Annotated in this window: 15 protein-coding genes; 10 read left to right on the top strand and 5 right to left on the bottom strand. The window is 60.0% G+C overall.

Translation table 11 applies throughout. The annotated features are described in order from the left end of the window. Positions 1–24 precede the first annotated feature (24 nt). A complete protein-coding gene (gene norR, locus ACZ445_RS25265; protein WP_058426764.1) occupies positions 25–1,548 on the bottom strand; it encodes a nitric oxide reductase transcriptional regulator NorR in 1,524 nt (507 codons plus the stop codon). Positions 1,549–1,695: 147 nt separating this feature from the next. On the opposite strand from norR, the gene hmpA reads away from it, so the two are divergent. From hmpA to ptaA, 8 genes are all read left to right on the top strand, one after another. Next, positions 1,696–2,877, top strand: a complete 1,182-nt coding sequence (gene hmpA, locus ACZ445_RS25260) for an NO-inducible flavohemoprotein (protein WP_058426763.1) — start codon at positions 1,696–1,698, stop codon at positions 2,875–2,877. A gap of 213 nt (positions 2,878–3,090) precedes the next feature. After that, complete coding sequence (locus tag ACZ445_RS25255) at positions 3,091–3,597, top strand: disulfide bond formation protein B (protein WP_058426762.1); 507 nt, start codon at positions 3,091–3,093, stop codon at positions 3,595–3,597. A gap of 791 nt (positions 3,598–4,388) precedes the next feature. Continuing rightward, positions 4,389–5,330, top strand: coding sequence for a ubiquinol oxidase subunit II (gene cyoA, locus ACZ445_RS25250; RefSeq protein WP_058426761.1), 942 nt, complete (start codon positions 4,389–4,391; stop codon positions 5,328–5,330). Positions 5,331–5,333: 3 nt separating this feature from the next. Continuing rightward, a complete protein-coding gene (gene cyoB, locus ACZ445_RS25245; protein WP_058426760.1) occupies positions 5,334–7,352 on the top strand; it encodes a cytochrome o ubiquinol oxidase subunit I in 2,019 nt (672 codons plus the stop codon). A 3-nt stretch (positions 7,353–7,355) separates the two neighbouring features. Next, positions 7,356–7,982: a cytochrome o ubiquinol oxidase subunit III gene (locus ACZ445_RS25240; RefSeq protein ID WP_058426759.1), complete on the top strand. Its 627-nt coding sequence runs from the start codon at positions 7,356–7,358 to the stop codon at positions 7,980–7,982. Next, positions 7,982–8,323, top strand: coding sequence for a cytochrome o ubiquinol oxidase subunit IV (cyoD, locus tag ACZ445_RS25235; protein ID WP_016979640.1), 342 nt, complete (start codon positions 7,982–7,984; stop codon positions 8,321–8,323). Before ACZ445_RS25240 ends, cyoD begins: the two co-directional genes overlap by 1 nt. Before the next feature lie 11 nt (positions 8,324–8,334). Then, positions 8,335–9,222: a heme o synthase gene (gene cyoE, locus ACZ445_RS25230; protein ID WP_003194050.1), complete on the top strand. Its 888-nt coding sequence runs from the start codon at positions 8,335–8,337 to the stop codon at positions 9,220–9,222. Between the two features lie 145 nt (positions 9,223–9,367). Beyond that, positions 9,368–10,453, top strand: coding sequence for a pyoverdine biosynthesis transaminase PtaA (gene ptaA / locus ACZ445_RS25225; protein ID WP_464707706.1), 1,086 nt, complete (start codon positions 9,368–9,370; stop codon positions 10,451–10,453). A gap of 298 nt (positions 10,454–10,751) precedes the next feature. On the opposite strand, the gene ACZ445_RS25220 is transcribed toward ptaA, so the two are convergent. Both ACZ445_RS25220 and ACZ445_RS25215 read right to left on the bottom strand, forming a co-directional pair. Further along, positions 10,752–11,471 carry a hypothetical protein gene (locus ACZ445_RS25220; protein ID WP_179029775.1) on the bottom strand — a complete coding sequence of 240 codons (720 nt, stop codon included), beginning with the start codon at positions 11,469–11,471 and terminating at the stop codon, positions 10,752–10,754. A gap of 144 nt (positions 11,472–11,615) precedes the next feature. Next, positions 11,616–11,858 carry a type II toxin-antitoxin system prevent-host-death family antitoxin gene (locus tag ACZ445_RS25215; protein WP_058423425.1) on the bottom strand — a complete coding sequence of 81 codons (243 nt, stop codon included), beginning with the start codon at positions 11,856–11,858 and terminating at the stop codon, positions 11,616–11,618. 230 nt (positions 11,859–12,088) lie between these two features. Between ACZ445_RS25215 and ACZ445_RS25210 the strand changes: the two genes are divergently transcribed. Continuing rightward, positions 12,089–14,113: a c-type cytochrome gene (locus ACZ445_RS25210; protein WP_464707705.1), complete on the top strand. Its 2,025-nt coding sequence runs from the start codon at positions 12,089–12,091 to the stop codon at positions 14,111–14,113. Here the strand turns inward: ACZ445_RS25210 and ACZ445_RS25205 are convergent. Both ACZ445_RS25205 and ACZ445_RS25200 read right to left on the bottom strand, forming a co-directional pair. After that, a complete protein-coding gene (locus tag ACZ445_RS25205; protein ID WP_464707703.1) occupies positions 14,110–15,357 on the bottom strand; it encodes a 2-aminoadipate transaminase in 1,248 nt (415 codons plus the stop codon). The two genes, ACZ445_RS25210 and ACZ445_RS25205, sit on opposite strands and share 4 nt — an antisense overlap. 82 nt (positions 15,358–15,439) lie before the next feature. After that, positions 15,440–16,339, bottom strand: coding sequence for a LysR substrate-binding domain-containing protein (locus ACZ445_RS25200; protein WP_464707702.1), 900 nt, complete (start codon positions 16,337–16,339; stop codon positions 15,440–15,442). 144 nt (positions 16,340–16,483) lie between these two features. On the opposite strand from ACZ445_RS25200, the gene ACZ445_RS25195 reads away from it, so the two are divergent. Beyond that, positions 16,484–17,512: an amino acid ABC transporter substrate-binding protein gene (locus ACZ445_RS25195; protein ID WP_058423421.1), complete on the top strand. Its 1,029-nt coding sequence runs from the start codon at positions 16,484–16,486 to the stop codon at positions 17,510–17,512. Position 17,513: the final 1 nt, after the last annotated feature.

The raw sequence follows: 17,513 nt of genomic DNA, 5'->3' as shown, positions 1-17,513 counted from the left end.
CCACATTTGAACCAGTTGTCTGGGTTATTTGAGGCCCAGGCGCTTGGCCATCCGCCCGAGATTGGCGCGGTCCAGGCCCAGTTCGCGGGCGGCGCTGGCCCAGTTGTGCTGGTGGCGTTCCAGGCAGGCGCTGATGACCTGGCGCTGATACTGCTCGGTGGCCTGGCGCAGGTCGCCGGTCACCAGGGCGACCGCCTCGGCGGGTTCTTCGACCAGCGCTGCGCTGACATCGGGCAGGTCTAGGTCCTGTGCATTCAGGCTGAGAATCTTCGGACGCTCGCGACAGTTACCCAGTGCTTTCAGCGCGCTGCGTCCGATCAAATGTTCCAACTCCCGCACATTGCCCGGCCAGTTGTAAGCCAGCAGCGCCGCCTGGGCATCGCTGGTCAGGCGCAGGCTGCCCAGCCCCATGCGTGAGCGGTTCTGTTCAAGGAAGAAACCGGCCAGCAGCAACACATCACGCCCACGCTCGCGCAGCGCCGGGACTTGCAGCGGGTACACACTGAGGCGGTGGTAGAAGTCGGCGCGGTAGCGACCGTTGCGCACCTCGTCGGCCAGGTCGCGGTTGGTGGCGGCGATCAGGCGCACGTCCACCTGGTGTTCCTTGTCCGAGCCCAGGCGTTGCAGCTGGCCGCTTTGCAATACGCGCAGCAGCTTGGCCTGTACGGTCAGTGACAGTTCGCCCACTTCATCCAGGAACAGCGTGCCGCCGTTGGCCAGTTCGAACTTGCCGCGACGTTCGTTCAACGCGCCGGTGAAGGCGCCGCGCACATGACCGAACAGCTCGCTCTCCACCAGGGTTTCCGGCAGGGCGGCGCAGTTGAGGCTGATCAGCGGTTTGTCGGCGCGGGGCGAGGCGGCGTGGATGGCCTGGGCCACCAGTTCCTTGCCCACCCCGGTTTCACCGGTGATCAGCACGGTGAGGTCGCTGCCGCCCACCAGCTTGATTTCCTCGACCAGGCGTTTGTGTGGCTTGCTCTGGCCGATCATTTCCTTGTGCTGTTGGCCGCTGGCCTCGCGGTAGATTTCGGCGCGCAGGGTCAGGCGTTCGATGCGTTCGGCGACGTTCACGGTGGCGGCGGCGAGACTGGCGAACGCCTGTAGGGCGTCCAGCTCCACGCGTTCGAAACGCTCGGTGTCGAGGGCGTCCAGGGTCAGCAGGCCCCAGGGCTGATCGTCGACGAACAGCGGGCAACCCATGCAATCGTGCACTTCCAGGTGCCCGTGCAGACCCTCGACCAGACCGTCGTAGGGGTCGGGTAATTCGCTGTCGCTGTCAAAGCGCGTGGGGCCGGGGCTGCTGAGCAGCACGGCAAAGCGCGGGTGCTCGCTGACCTTGAAGCGTCGACCCAGGGTGTCGGCGCTCAACCCATCCACCGCCAACGGCACCAGCCACTCGCTGTCCAGGCGCAACAATGCGGCGGCATCGCAGGGCAGCAGGGCGCGCATGGCTTGCAGCAGGCGACGGTAACGCTCGCCTTCGGGCAGTTCGCGGGACAGGTCGGCGACCAGGGGCAGCAGGGTGGTGAGCAGCGATTGCGCAGTCATAATGACTCCTTGTAGTCCTAATGACTATAAGGTGTAAGAAGTCATACTGACTACAACTTAATTAAATTATTGAAAATAAACGATTTATTAGTTGGCACGAATACTGAGTAGGTAAAGGCAATCAGTAAAGAAGCCCAGGAGGCTCCCATGCTTAGTGCCCAAGACCGTGCCATCGTCAAATCCACCGTGCCCCTGCTGGAAAGCGGCGGTGAAGCGCTGATCACCCATTTCTACCGCATGATGCTGTCCGAGTACCCGGAAGTTCGCCCGCTGTTCAACCAGGCCCACCAGGCCAGTGGCGACCAGCCACGTGCCCTGGCCAATGGCGTGTTGATGTATGCGCGACACATCGACCAGCTCGACCAGTTGGGCGACCTGGTGGCCAAGATCATCAACAAGCACGTGGCCCTGCAGATCCTGCCGGAGCATTACCCGATCGTCGGTGCCTGCCTGTTGCGGGCGATTTCCGAAGTGCTGGGCAGTGAGATTGCCACCCCTGAGGTCATGAGTGCCTGGGGCGCGGCCTATGGCCAACTGGCGGATATCCTGATCGGCGCTGAAGCGGTGATCTACGACGAGAAAGCCCAGGCGCCCGGTGGCTGGCGTGGGGCGCGGGCGTTTATCGTGGTCAAGCGTGTGGTGGAGAGCGACGAGATCATCTCCTTTTATTTCGCTCCAGTGGACAACGGTCCGATCCTCGCCGCCGCGCCGGGCCAGTACATCGGCATGAAGCTGGTGCTCGACGGTGAGGAAGTGCGTCGCAACTATTCCCTGTCGGCGTTGACCGATAGCGGTATGTATCGCATCAGCGTCAAGCGCGAAGCCGGTGGCCGGGTCTCCAACTACCTGCACGACCAGCTGCATGTGGGCGCGACCATCGACCTGTTCACCCCGTCGGGCGAGTTCACCCTGGCGGCCAGCGATAAACCGCTGGTGCTGATCAGCGGCGGGGTAGGGATCACGCCGACCCTGCCGATGCTCGAAGCCGCCCTGGCGACCCAACGCCCGGTGCATTTCATCCACTGTGCACGTAACGGTGGGGTGCATGCGTTCCGTGACTGGGTGGACGCCCTGGCGGCGCAGCACCCGCAACTCAAGCGCTTCTACTGCTACACCGAAGACGATGGCGTGAGCCCGGCGGCGGACAAGGTGGGCTTGCTCAGCCAGGAACAACTGGGCGCCTGGCTGCCCGAGCAGCGCGACTTGGACGCCTACTTCCTCGGGCCTAAGGGCTTCATGGCCGCGATCAAGCGCCACCTCAAGGCCCTGGGCGTACCCGAGCAGCAAAGCCGCTATGAATTCTTTGGCCCGGCTGCGGCTCTGGAATAGGGTTTAGCCGATACACCGGGTCGGCATCATCGCGGGCAAGCCCGGCTCCCACAGGGGATCGCATTCCTCTGTGGGAGCCGGGCTTGCCCGCGATGGCGTCCGACCCGTCACAACATTTCTCTGGATTAATCCGCTGTTAACCCCCCTCTGTTTAAACGGTGGCCTGTGTGTAAACTTGCGGCCATTGGCACAACCAAACAAAGGGATACGGGGATGAGTGACGAATTGCGTTTAGGCAGGGAGCGGCGCTTTCTGGTGTTGCTGGGCATCATCTGCCTGGCGCTGATCGGCGGTGCGTTGTACATGCAGGTGGTACTCGGCGAGGCGCCATGCCCGCTGTGCATCCTGCAACGTTATGCCTTGCTGTTGATCGCGATCTTCGCGTTCATCGGCGCGGCCATGCGTAAAAAAGGTGCGATCACGCTGTTTGAAGGCCTGGTGGTGCTCAGCGCCCTTGGCGGTGTCGCTGCCGCGGGTCATCACGTGTACACCCAGTTCTTCCCCCAGGTCAGTTGCGGCATCGATGTGCTGCAACCGATCGTCGATGACCTGCCGCTGGCCAAGGTATTCCCGCTGGGCTTCCAGGTCGATGGCTTCTGCAGCACACCGTACCCACCCGTACTGGGGCTTTCCCTGGCGCAATGGGCATTGGTGGCCTTCGTGTTGACCGTGATCCTGGTACCGCTGGGCATCTATCGCAATCGCCAGCGCAAAGCCTGAATCATTCACTCAAACGCCCCGGCGCTTCTTCATGAAGACCGGGGCGTTTTTGCGTGTGGGGATTTGTGAACGGAACGTGACGCCGGACAATTTTGGGTGCGCGCAGTGTGCGACATGTTGTCACACGGAAGCCGCCGCAGGACGTTTCTGACCCGCCGAACACCCGCTTAAATTTGCATAAAACCGCCAAGATGTGCTGTCAGTTCGGGGCGCAGGGAAGGCCGCGCACCTCGCGTCGCGCCAGGGATTCAGTGATGTCCGAATGCCTTGTTTTATGGGGGGTTGCATCGGTTTGGCAGCCCCTTACACGCGGTAAGGGGTGCGGCAGGTTGCCCTATAACACGGCATTTTTTGTGGTTTTTGTTGAGAATCGAACGCGATAAGATCGCGAACCGTTGCAATAATGGTGAAGGATTATTGCTGTAATCGATAAAAATTATTTCTTTATAAGACATGGTTTATACATCGCTAGCTAACTACAATCGCCCGCACTGAATGTCCGGTGCTGTTCAATATTTGAGCACTGGAGCGGTCGAAGGGCAGATGGACGGCTCTGTGCGACCCCAAGGTTCCGACAGCCTTTCAACTATCCGCACCAAATGGAATTGGTCTGTAACAAGGCCTTTAACCACGAAATCGAATAAGAACTCACCGCAGGTCCGTGAAACGTCCCCTTATGACGTGATGGGCAGGCTCTTATTCAATCGAAGAGAAATGCCAACCCTTGGCAGGGTGAAGTGTTGGCGATCAAAACCCAACTGCATTGCGCAAGCTGCTTTAGAGGTCGTGAGATGAGTAAAAACAGGTACCCCCGATTACTAGGCTTTTTGCCGCTGCTTGGCATGATGTTAATGCTGGGAGGCTGCAAGTGGACCTTGATGGACCCGAAAGGACAGATCGGTCTGGATCAACGAAACCTGATCATCACCGCCACCCTGCTGATGCTGCTGGTCGTGGTCCCTGTGATCATCATGACCTTCGCCTTCGCCTGGAAATACCGCGCGTCGAACACCAGCGCCACCTACGCGCCGAAGTGGTCGCACTCCACCAAGATCGAAATCGCGGTGTGGTTGGTCCCGATCCTCATCATCATCGCCCTGGGTTACATCACCTATAAGTCGACCCACGAGCTGGACCCGTACCGTCCGCTGGAGTCCGACGTCAAGCCGATCAACATCGAAGTGGTCGCGCTGGACTGGAAGTGGCTGTTCATCTACCCGGACCTGGGTATCGCCACGGTCAACGAGATCAAGTTCCCCGAGCACACCCCGCTCAATTTCCGGATCACCTCCGACGCCGTGATGAACTCGTTCTTCATCCCAGCCCTGGGTGGCCAGATCTACGCGATGGCAGGCATGCAGACCCGCCTGCACCTGATCGCCAACGAAAAAGCTGAAATGGAAGGCATCTCCGCGAACTACAGCGGCGCTGGCTTCACCGGCATGAAATTCAAAGCGATCTCGACGAGCCAGGAAGATTTCAACGCCTGGGTAGCCGAAGTCAAGGCCGCACCTAAACAGCTTGATCAAGCTGAATACGATGCCCTGACCAAACCAAGCCAGAACAACCCAGTCGCCCTGTACTCCACGTATGAGCCGAACCTGTTTCAGAAAATCGTCGACAAGTACGAAGGTATGAAGCCAGGCAAGCCGGTCAAGCACGAGAAGAAAGAAGTGGCCGTGGTTGAAGGTTCTGACACGGGCTCGCATTCAACTGCTGGGGCAGAGGAGTAAACGATGTTTGGTAAATTAAGTTGGGATGCGGTCCCGTTCCACGAGCCGATCGTAATGGTGACCATCGCCATGATCGCGCTGGGTGGTCTGGCACTGTTTGCAGCAATCACTTATTTCAAGAAGTGGACCTACCTGTGGACCGAGTGGCTGACGTCGGTCGACCACAAGAAAATCGGTGTCATGTACGTCATCGTTGCCATGGTCATGCTGCTGCGTGGTTTTGCCGACGCCATCATGATGCGTACCCAGTTGGCCATGGCCACCGAGGGTTCGCCTGGCTACCTGCCACCTGAACACTATGACCAGATCTTCACCGCCCACGGTGTGATCATGATCATCTTCATGGCGATGCCATTCTTCACCGGCCTGATGAACCTTGCCTTGCCGCTGCAGATCGGTGCGCGTGACGTTGCCTACCCGTTCCTGAACTCCCTGAGCTTCTGGCTGCTGGTTTCCGGCGTGGTGCTGATCAACGTATCCCTGGGCGTCGGCGAATTCGCCAAGACCGGTTGGGTTGCGTATCCGCCATTGTCGGGCATCCAGTACAGCCCTGGCGTGGGTGTGGACTACTACATCTGGGCGCTACAGTTATCAGGGCTCGGGACGACATTGACGGGGGTCAACTTCCTGGCCACCGTCCTGAAAATGCGCGCCCCTGGCATGAAACTGATGGACATGCCGATCTTCACCTGGACCTGCACCTGGGCCAACGTCCTGATCGTGGCTTCGTTCCCGATCCTGGCCGCTACCATGGCGCTGCTGTCGCTTGACCGTTACCTGGATTTCCACATTTTCACCAACGAACTTGGTGGCAATCCAATGATGTACGTGAACCTGTTCTGGGCATGGGGTCACCCTGAGGTGTACATCCTGATCCTGCCAGCGTTCGGTATCTTCTCCGAAGTGATCTCGACCTTTACCGGCAAGCGCCTGTTCGGTCACCACTCGATGGTCTACGCATCGGGCGCGATCTCTGTACTGGGCTTCATGGTGTGGCTGCACCACTTCTTCACCATGGGTTCGGGCGCCAGCGTCAACGCCTTCTTCGGTCTGGCGACGATGCTGATTTCCATCCCGACGGGGGTGAAGCTATTCAACTGGCTGTTCACCATCTACCACGGCCGTTTGCGCATCACCAGCCAGGTTCTGTGGACCCTGGGCTTCATGGTGACCTTCGCCATCGGCGGCATGACCGGCGTACTGCTGGCCATCCCGGGTGCTGACTTCGTCCTGCACAACAGCCTGTTCGTGATCGCTCACTTCCACAACGTGATCATCGGTGGTGCGGTATTCGGTTACATCGCTGGTTTCAGCTTCTACTTCCCGAAAGCGTTCGGCTTCAAGCTGCACGAAGGTTGGGGCAAGGCTGCATTCTGGTTCTGGATCTCGGGCTTCTTCGTCGCGTTCATGCCGCTCTACGCGTTGGGCTTCATGGGCATGACCCGTCGTCTGAACGCCACCACCAACCCTGAGTGGGTGCCGTACCTGTACGTCGCCATGTTCGGTGCGGTGATGATTGCTGTGGGTATCGCCTGCCAGCTGATCCAGCTGTACGTGAGTATCCGTGACCGTAAGCAGAACGCTTGCGACTCCGGTGACCCATGGAATGGCCACACCCTGGAATGGTCGACTTCGTCGCCACCGCCGTTCTACAACTTCGCCGTGATCCCGACTGCGAACACCATCGATGCGTTCACCGAAGCCAAGGAAGACGGTACTGCGTACCAGCGTCCGAAGCACTATGAGCCGATCCACATGCCAAACAACACCGCCACTGGCGTGGTGATGGGCGGCCTGCTGACCGTGTTCGGTTTCGCGATGATCTGGCACATCTGGTGGCTGGCAATCGTGAGCCTGGTGGGCACTATCGGTTACTTCATCATTCACGCTGCCCGTGATGATCAAGGCTACATGGTGCCGGTCGAAACGATCGAGCGCATCGAAGCCGAGCAGCACGCTCGCCTGGTAGCCGAGAAGAAGATCCCGGCCAACCGTGTTGAAACCTCGTTGGAACAGGCTTAAACCATGTCGAACTTAGTGACCAATGCTGGACACGCCCATGTCGATGACCATGGGCACGATGACCATCACCACGACTCGGGGCCGATGACCGTTTTCGGTTTCTGGCTCTACCTGATGACCGACTGCATCTTGTTTGCGTCGATCTTCGCGGTGTACGCGGTACTGGTAAACAACGTAGCGGGTGGCCCGTCGGGCCACGACATCTTCGAACTGCCTTACGTGCTCGGCGAAACCGCCTTGCTGTTGTTCAGTTCGATCACCTACGGCTTCGCCATGTTGGCCTTCTACAAGGGCAACAAGAAAGGCGTACTGAGCTGGTTGGCCCTGACCTTCCTGTTCGGCCTGGGCTTCATCGGCATGGAGATCAACGAGTTCCACCTGCTGATCTCCGAAGGCTACGGCCCGCACCGTTCCGGCTTCCTGTCCGCGTTCTTCACGCTGGTAGGTACTCACGGTCTGCACGTATCTGCCGGCCTGCTGTGGATGGCGGTGATGATGTATCAGGTCAATAAACACGGCCTGACCAACACCAACAAGACTCGCCTGACTTGCCTGAGCCTGTTCTGGCACTTCCTGGACGTGGTCTGGATCTGCGTCTTCACCGTTGTTTACCTGATGGGGACTCTGTAATGGCTAATGCACACTCCCATGACCATGACAGCCATGATGCAAGCCACGGCAGCGTCAAGTCGTACGCCATCGGCTTCATCCTGTCGGTGATCCTGACGCTCATCCCGTTCGGTCTGGTGATGTACCCGACCCTGCCGAAGTCGATCACCTTGATGATCGTGCTGGCATTCGCGGTGATTCAGGTTCTGGTGCACCTGGTGTACTTCCTGCACCTGGACCGTTCCAAGGAGCAGCGCGACAACGTGGTTGCGTTCGTGTTCGCAGGGATCGTAATCGTACTGCTGGTTGGCCTGTCGATATGGATCATGTTCAGCATCCATACGTTCATGATGGCGAAGTGAGGTAAGACCCGATGTCGCTTAAGCACTTTATCCAAATCACCAAACCGGGGATCATTTTCGGTAACGTGCTTTCTGTGGCGGGCGGTTTCTTCCTGGCCTCCAAGGGACATGTCGATCTGGCCATCTTCCTGGCTGCAATGATCGGTACGTCCCTGGTGGTAGCTTCCGGATGTGTGTTCAACAACTGCATCGACCGTGACATCGATATCAAGATGGAGCGCACCAAGAATCGTGTGCTGGTCCAGGGCCTCATCTCCCTGAAACTGGCACTGATCTATGCGACCGTCCTGGGTGTTGCCGGTGTGGCGTTGTTGTACAAGGTGGCCAACCCGCTGGCGGCGCTGTTTGCCGTGATCGGTTTTGTCATCTACGTCGGTCTCTACAGCCTGTACCTCAAGCGCAAGTCGGTTCACGGCACGCTGGTGGGCAGTCTGTCGGGGGCGATGCCGCCGGTGATTGGTTATGTGGCTGTAACCAATAGCTTCGACATGGCCGCGCTGACGCTACTGGTGATGTTCAGCCTGTGGCAGATGCCGCATTCCTACGCCATCGCGATTTTCCGCTTCAATGACTATCTGGCTGCGTCGATTCCGGTATTGCCGGTAAAACGTGGTATCCAGGTCGCCAAGAAACACATCCTGCTGTACATCCTGGCCTTCCTTGTGGCGACCTTGATGTTGACCTTCAGTGGCTACGCCGGCATGAGCTACCTCGCCGTCGCTGCCGCCATGGGCATGTACTGGTTGTACATGGCCTGGACCGGCTACAAGGCGGTGGATGACACCGTCTGGGCACGCAAGCTGTTCGTGTTCTCGATCTTCACCATCACCGCGCTGAGCGTGATGATGTCCCTGGATTTCCAAGTACCGAAAGAGCTGTTGTTGACCTACGCTCACTGAGTGGTCCCGCAGTGAAAAAGCCCCGCCTTCGAGAGAAGAGCGGGGCTTTTTCTTGGGCGAGGGTTTAAATCCCCTGGGGTTTTTCTCGTCATACCCCTCAGTACGAGCTGTGCGAATCCATCACCCGTCTACAAGGAGTAGTCCTATGGTCAGCGTAAGTCGTCGGTCCCTTCTCGCCCTGGGCGCCGCCCTGCCTCTGCTGGGACGCGTCGATTGGGCGGTCGCCAGCCCGCCGCCGACCAAGCCTGACAAGGTGCTGCTCAACTATAACGAAAGCCCCTACGGGCCATCACGGGCTGCCCGCGAAGCCATGCACAAGGGAATCGCAACGTCCGGGCGTTACCCCTACAAACACATGTACGCCCTGGCCGGGCTGTTTGCCCAGCAACAGGGGATTGCTGAAGAACAGGTGGCGGTATTTGCCGGCTCCATGGCTGCTCTGCGCTATGCAGTGCTGGCATTCACCAGTGAAACCCGCGGTCTGGTGATGGCCACGCCATCCTATGAAGTGCCACGCCAGGCCGCTGAGTCGAACAGGGCCTCGGTGAAGGAAGTCAGCCTCAACGCCGACCACGCCCACGACATCCCGGCCATGCTCGCCGCCGATCCCCAGGCTGGCATGCTCTATCTGTGCAACCCCAATAACCCTACAGGCACTGTCACGTCCACTGATGCCATCCGCCAGGCCTTGGCAAACAAACCCAAAGGCAGCGTGCTGGTGGTGGACGAGGCCTATATCGACTTTGCCGATGTTCCCAGCGTGGTCAGTTGGGTCAAGGACCACGACGACCTCCTGGTGCTGCGCACCTTCTCGAAAATCTACGGCATGGCCGGTGCGCGCCTGGGCCTGGCGATCGGTCATCCGGCGCTGCTGGAGCGGCTGGCCGTGTTTGGCGGTGACAACGTGCCGGCAGGCAGCACGTTGCTGGGTGGCCTCGCCAGCCTGGAGGACGTGAAGCTGTTGCCGCAACGCAAGGCCCTCAACACTCAACTGCGTGATGAGACAGTGGTGTGGTTGAAAGGGCGGGGCTTCACCTGCACCGCGTCACAGGCCAATTGCTTCATGATCGACGTGAAACAGCCGGCGGAGCAGGTGATCGAGACGCTGGCGGCACACGGTGTGCTGATCGGCCGGGTGTTTAAAAGCTGGCCGCAGTGGGTACGGGTGACGGTGGGGGACAAGCAGGATATGGCGCGGTTTCGCGAGGTGTTTGCGCAGCAGGTCAGTTGACGCGACGCCGAACACATGTGGGAGCGGTACCCAGCAGTGTTGCGGATTAAGGGGCATCCCTTTCAAGGTCTTTGAAAAACCGACCCTATCTGGCTGAGGACGAACACTGCAACTGTGGCGAGCGGGCTTGCCCCGCGTTGGGTTGCGAAGCGACCCCGGAAGGAGGAATACGGTGAGTCAGGCATCTTCGGCCGCGGGTTTCAGGGCTGCTTCGCAGCCCAACGCGGGACAAGCCCGCTCGCCACAGAGTACTTATCGCCTGTTCTACCTAAAGACCTTGAAACGGCTGGGATTAGGGTTACTGCTGCGCGATGCTGTACCCATCAAACGCCGTCTGCTGCTGCAACGCAGTAATCACACTCTTGCGGCTCAGCGGCTGCTCGGCACCGGCGTTATCCACAAAGCTCTCGACTTCCAGCTCCGCTTCATCGCCTTCACCCACAAAGCTGAAGCCCAGGAACTCGAACGCCTCACGGTCAACGTTCAGCTTTGAGCGCGGCGTGCGCAGCGGCAGGGTGACGCTGATGCCATCCTTGCTGATCACAAACACTTCGGCTTCTTTCTTCGGGCGGGATGCCTTGCTCTTGCCGGCGCTCGGGTTGCTGATGGCCTGGTGGCTCTGGTTCAGCACTTTCAACGCCAGGCCGTAGACCAGCTCCTGGAACTCGGGGTCGTCCTTGAAGCAGGACAGGATGCGGCTGATGGAGAACTGGCTGCTCAAGTTTTCCAGGGCAGCATTGTCGGCGGCCTCGGCGTCCTTGAGCTGCTTGAGCTGGCCCATCAGGTCGTAGGCCTTGTCATCGTCGAAGGCATCGTGGGCCTGACGGATGGCCACGCGCAGTTCGCGGATCTGGTCGCTTTCCTTGGAGGTGTGGAAAGCGTCCAGCACCATCTCGCTGATGATCTTGGCGGCGGGCAGATGCTGTGAAAGATTGATGGCGTTTTCGTATTCGGCTTTGGCGTGCAAGGCGACGACGGATTCTTCGGTGGCGGAGTGTTCGGTGTAAGAATCGGACATTGAAATTTCACTACTTCAGTAAACGAGGACAAAAAAGCGTCGCGCATTTTCAGGGGGGAGGGAGGTCAGGTCAAGGTGGGTTCCTGCGGGTAAATTCATTCAGTAGTCGCCTCTGCCCTCAGGGGAAGCGAGTATTTTCATTCTTCAATCAACTACTTTGGCTTTGCGGGCCCGCAGGCTGTTGGCTGAGCTGATGAGGCGTTTGGCATTTTCTGGCGAGCGCAGCAGATAGCCTGTCTCTTCAAGCGCGTTGAACTCTGACAACGAAATCATCACCACAGGCTCGCCTTTTTTCCGGGTTACCAGCAGTGGGATGCGATCTTCGTTGACCCGATCCATCGTTTCGGAAAGATGGGCGCGGGCGTTGGCGTAGGTGACGGTCTCCATGGTGGTCTCCTCGTTCGATGGCTGAAACCTACAGAATTGTGCACGGGGCTTCAAAGGGCAACTTATCAACGGTCAAGTGCCTGTCGTTGCCATCGATTTCGCCCTGACCCATATCAACATCCTTCGCCCGCATATCCGTTACAACACAGAGGCCTGATGAACCCATAAAAACGACCACTGACCTGCGCCCAGGGGACCACCCCACGCCGGGTTATTAAAGGACTAATGCGATGGCGCTTTCCCTTTCCCGCCTGGCCTTGCTGGGGGCGACACTTTGCCTGTCTCTTCCCCTGCTCGCCAACACGCCTGACCCCTCGCTGATTGAACAGGGCAAATACGTCGCGCAACTGGGCGACTGCATTGCCTGCCACACCGCCAAGCAAGGCAAGGTCATGGCCGGCGGCATGGAGTTGAGCACGCCGATGGGCACGATCTATTCGAGCAACATCACGCCAGACCGCGAGACCGGGATTGGCGGCTACACCTTCGAACAGTTCGACCGCGTCATGCGCGAAGGCGTAACGCCGACGGGCATGAACCTGTACCCTGCGATGCCGTATCCGTCCTACGCGAAGATGAGCGAAACCGACATGCGCGCCCTCTACGCCTACCTGATGCAGGGCGTCGAGCCAGTGCGACAGGCTAACCTGGAGGCGGACATGGGCTTTCCGTTCAACCAGCGCTGGGGCCTGGCGCTGTGGAATTTCGCCTTTCTCGATAAACAGCCCTTCCAGGCCGATCCGGCGCGAGATGATCAGCTCAACCGTGGCGCCTACCTGGTCCAGGGCCTGGGCCACTGCGGCTCCTGCCACACCCCACGGGGCATTGCCTTCCAGGAAAAAGCCATGAACGACGCGGGGCGCAGTGGCCAGCATTACCTGGCCGGCGAGACCGTCGAGCATTGGCGCGCCTTGAGCCTGCGCAACCTGTGGACTGTGGAAGACACTGTGCAACTGCTCAAGACCGGGCAGAACCGCTTTGCCACGGTCTCCGGCAACATGGCCGATGTGATTCACCACAGCACCCAGCACTTCAGTGAAGACGACCTGACGGCCATCGCCCGTTACCTGAAGTCCCTGCCGCCCGGCAAGGACGACCTGCCCATGCCGTCCGTGGCCGTGGCGCCCGCCGCGCCCCCGGCGGACTTATTTAGCAGCCGCGGTGGCCTGGGTTACATGCAGTTCTGCAGCGACTGCCATCGCAGCGACGGGGCGGGCGTGAAAGGCCTGTTCCCGCCCCTGGCGGGCAACCCGAGCATCGCCTCCAGCAACCCGACTTCACTGCTGCACATCACGCTCACCGGTTGGGAGACCGCACAGACGGCGACCCACCCACGGGTCTACACCATGCCGGGTTTCGCCCGTTTGAACGATCAGGAAATCGCCGAAATCCTGACATTCGTGCGCACCCGTTGGGGCAACGAAGGCACGCCGATAAGCGCTGCCCAAGTGAAAAAACTGCGTGACCAACTCAACCCGGCTACTACCGATTCGTCGGCGTTTGAAACCCCGCGACTGGCCGATCTGCTTGCCGCCCCGAATGCCGACCAGGTCATTCGCGGCATGCGCCTGCACCTGCAAACCAAGGCGCTGTTGCCCGCCAATGTCGGTAACGCGCTCAACTGCACCAGTTGTCATCTCAACGCCGGCACCGTGGCGGACGGCTCGCCGTTCGTGGGCGTCTCGGCGTTTTTCCCCAGCTACGCGCCGCGCGCGGGCAAGGTGGTGACCCTGGAAGAGCGCATCAACGGCTGCTTCCGTCGCTCGATGAACGGCAAGCCTCTGCCGCCGCAATCGGCGGATATGCAGGCGATGGTCGCGTACTTCGACTGGATGAAAAACAACACCCGCCCTGAAGACAAAGTCGCCGGGCGCGGCGTGGGTAAGGTCGACCCGGCGCTCAAGCCGGACCTGGCCAATGGCAAGCAGGTGTACGCCAAACAGTGCGCGGTGTGCCATGGCGACAATGGTCAGGGCCTGGCACGCGCTGATGGCGAGCTGATCTACCCGCCGCTATGGGGCGAGCAATCGTTCAATATCGGCGCCGGCATGGCGCGCACCTACACGGCGGCAGCGTTCGTCAAACGCAACATGCCGATCGGCTTTCACGAGAAATTCCCGCTGGGGCAGGGTGGGTTATCGGACCAGGAAGCGGTGGATGTGGCGGCGTATTTCTCAGGTCAACCGCGCCCGGACTTCCCCGACAAGGTCAAGGACTGGCCGAACGGCGGTAAACCGGTGGATGCGCGCTACTAGTCCAATTGCTTGAGGCTGGCCTCGAGGATATCCAGGCCTGCCTCCAGCACCGCAGGCTCGATGGTCAGCGGCGCGAGCAAACGGATGATGTGCCGCGACTTGCCGCTGGGCATCAGCAACAACCCGGCGTCCCGCGCCAGGCTCAAGAGCTGGGCGAGCTGTTGCGGCGCGGGTGTGCCGTCGGCGTTGGCCAACTCGATGCCGCGCATGGCGCCGACACCGGTCAGGCGGCCGATGTACGGCAGGCCTTGCGCGCGCCAGCTTTCATAGCGGCTGACGATGGCGTGTTGCTGCTGTGCGCCCCAGGTCTCCAGGTGTTCGTCGGTCATCGCGTCCAGCGTGGCCAAGGCCGCCGCACACGCGATGGGGTTGCCGGAATAAGTCCCGCCCAAACCGCCTTTGGGCAGGTTGTCCATCAGCGTTTTTCGCCCGACCACGGCGCCCAGCGGTACTCCACCGGCGATGCTTTTGCCGAGCAGGATCAAGTCCGGTTCGATGCCCAGCCGCGAAAAGGCAAAGCGCTGTCCGGTGCGGCCAAAGCCCGACTGGATTTCATCGGCAATCAGCAGGATATTTTTCTCATCGCAAAAGCGTCGCAAGGCTTGGGCAAATTCGATGTCCAGTGCGAGAAACCCGCCTTCGCCCTGTACCGGTTCGATGATGAAACAGGCCACATCGTTGACGTCGATTTCCACACTGAACAGGCGCTCCATGGCCTTCAACGCCTCGGCGCAGCTCACGCCGTTGTCGGCACTCGGGTAGGGCAGGTGATACACCGGACCCGGCAGCACACCGACCTTCTGTTTGTAGGGCGCTACCTTGCCGTTGAGGTTGAGCGTGGCCAGGGTGCGGCCGTGGAAGGCGCCGTCGAAGGCGATCACCGCCGTGCGGCCAGTGGCGCCGCGTACGATCTTCAGGGCGTTTTCCGCCGCTTCCGCGCCGCTGTTGGTGAGCATGCCGCTGACCGGGTAGGTCACCGGGATAAATGCGGTCAGCCGCGCCATCAGTTCGATGTAGGGCGCATGCGGCGCCGCGTTGAACGCGTAATGGGTCAGTTGGGTGGCTTGGTCACGAATCGCCTCGACCACGCCCGGGTGGCAATGACCGAGGTTGAGCACACCGATGCCGCCGACAAAATCGATGTAGCGTTTGCCCGTGGTGTCCCAGACTTCGGCGTTCTTACCGTGGCTGAGGCTGATGGGGTGAACGATGGAAATCGACTGGCTGATGGTTTCGTGGCTCATGAATCGCAAACTCGGCAGTGACGGGCGTCTTTTATCTAAGCCGGGCGCCCACCCTTGTCGCAAACGAAATAAAGTCGCCGGGTCATGACTGAAAATCGCGATGTGCGCCTACATAGTCGACCATCCAGCTCAGGAAAGCCTTCACCTTGGGGATCTCGCCGGCATGTTCGGCATGGGCGATAAAGTGCGCGCCGCTGCTGGGCATCGCATAGTCCCAGGGGATCATCAGGCTGCCCTGGGCCAGCTCCTCGGCCACCAGATACTGCGGCACCAACGCGACGCCATAACCCGACTGTGCCGCGCGAATGCACATGTAGAACGTGTCGAAGCGCGGCCCGTGATAGCTGTTCTGCGAGTGCAGGCCCTGCTCCAGGAACCACTCGTGCCAGGCCTCCGGGCGCGAGGTGCATTGCAGCAGGGTGTGGCGCGACGAAGCATCGCTGCCCTCGGCGACGAAACCCGGCGCACACACCGGCACCACCGCCTCACGGAACAGCTCGATGCAGGTCGCTCCCGGCCATGAACCCTGGCCGAAGAAAAACGCGATATCCGCCTTGGCCTGCAACACATCGAACGGCTCCAACTCGTTGCGCACATCCAGGTGGATGTTCGGATGATGCGCCGCAAAATTCTTGAGCTTGGGTACCAGCCAACGGTCGCCGAAGGTCGGCTGGGTGGCGATGCGCAGCACTTCGGTCTCGCCGCCGTAGGTGAGGATGTAGCGGCTGGAGATGTCGACCTGTGTGAGGATCTTGTGCACTTCGGCCAGGTACAGCGACCCTGCCGGTGACAGGTAAAGACGCTGGCGCACTCGGTCGAACAAGTTGTGGCAGAGCATCTCCTCCAACTGCGCCACTTGTTTGCTCACTGCACTCTGGGTCAGGTGCAGCTCCTCGGCGGCGCGGGTGAAGCTCAAGTGGCGGGCGGCCGCTTCGAAGCATTGCAGGGCTGTCATCGAAGGGGTCAAGCGTTTTGAAATCATGCACTTCATTCCAAATCGGAAGGAGCCTTTGCCTAAAGGTCGTTTGTGGCAGCGGTGCGAAGCCGTAGATACTGCCCGGCAGCACTATAAACCGGCGCGGGCTTTGGGGCGTCGAATAATAAGGAATGACAGGGAGAGCCTTGCATGAACCCATTCAAAACCACCTTGGCCGTGATCGGCACCACCGCTGCATTGGGCCTGGCGAGCAGCGCCTATGCGGGCGTAACCCTGGACGCCATTCAGAAAAAAGGCTTCATCCAATGCGGCGTCAGCGACGGGCTACCGGGTTTCGGCGTACCGGACAGCACGGGCAAGATGACCGGTATCGATGTGGATGTGTGCCATGCAGTAGCGGCGGCGGTCTTCGGCGATGCATCGAAAGTGAAGTTCACCCAGTTGACCGCCAAGGAGCGCTTCACTGCACTGCAATCGGGTGAAATCGACCTGATCTCGCGCAACACCACCTGGACCAGCTCCCGCGATTCGGGCATGGGCCTGGTGTTCACCGGCGTGACCTACTACGACGGCATCGGCTTTCTGGTGAACAACAAACTGGGCGTTACCGGCGCCAAGCAACTGGATGGCGCGACCGTGTGTATCCAGGCCGGCACCACCACCGAGCTGAACGTCTCGGATTACTTCCGCACCCACGGCATGAAGTACACGCCGATCACCTTCGACACCGCCGACGAAAGCGCCAAGGGCCTGGAAGCCGGGCGTTGCGATGTGCTGACCACCGACCAATCCGGTCTGTACGCCCAGCGCATCAAGATGGCCCACCCGGACGAGTTTGTGGTGCTGCCGGAAGTGATCTCCAAGGAACCGTTGGGGCCGTTGGTGCGTAAAGGCGATGACGAGTGGTTCAGCATCGTCAAGTGGACCTTGTTCGCCATGCTCAATGCCGAGGAAATGGGCATCACCTCGCAGAACGTCGAAGAGCAAGCCAAGACCACCAAAAACCCGGATGTCGCGCGGTTGCTGGGGGCGGATGGCGAATACGGCAAGGACCTCAAGCTGCGCAAGGATTGGGTGGTGCAGATCGTCAAGCAGGTCGGCAACTACGGTGAGGTGTTCGAGCGCAATATCGGCCAGGGCAGCGTGCTGAAGATCAAGCGCGGGCTCAACGCGCTGTGGAACAACGGCGGCATCCAGTACGCGCCGCCGGTTCGGTAAC

The sequence above is a fragment of the Pseudomonas allii genome (assembly GCF_055380095.1).
Note: the sequence above shows the minus strand (reverse complement) of the source record. Positions and strands in the feature narration are given on the sequence as shown.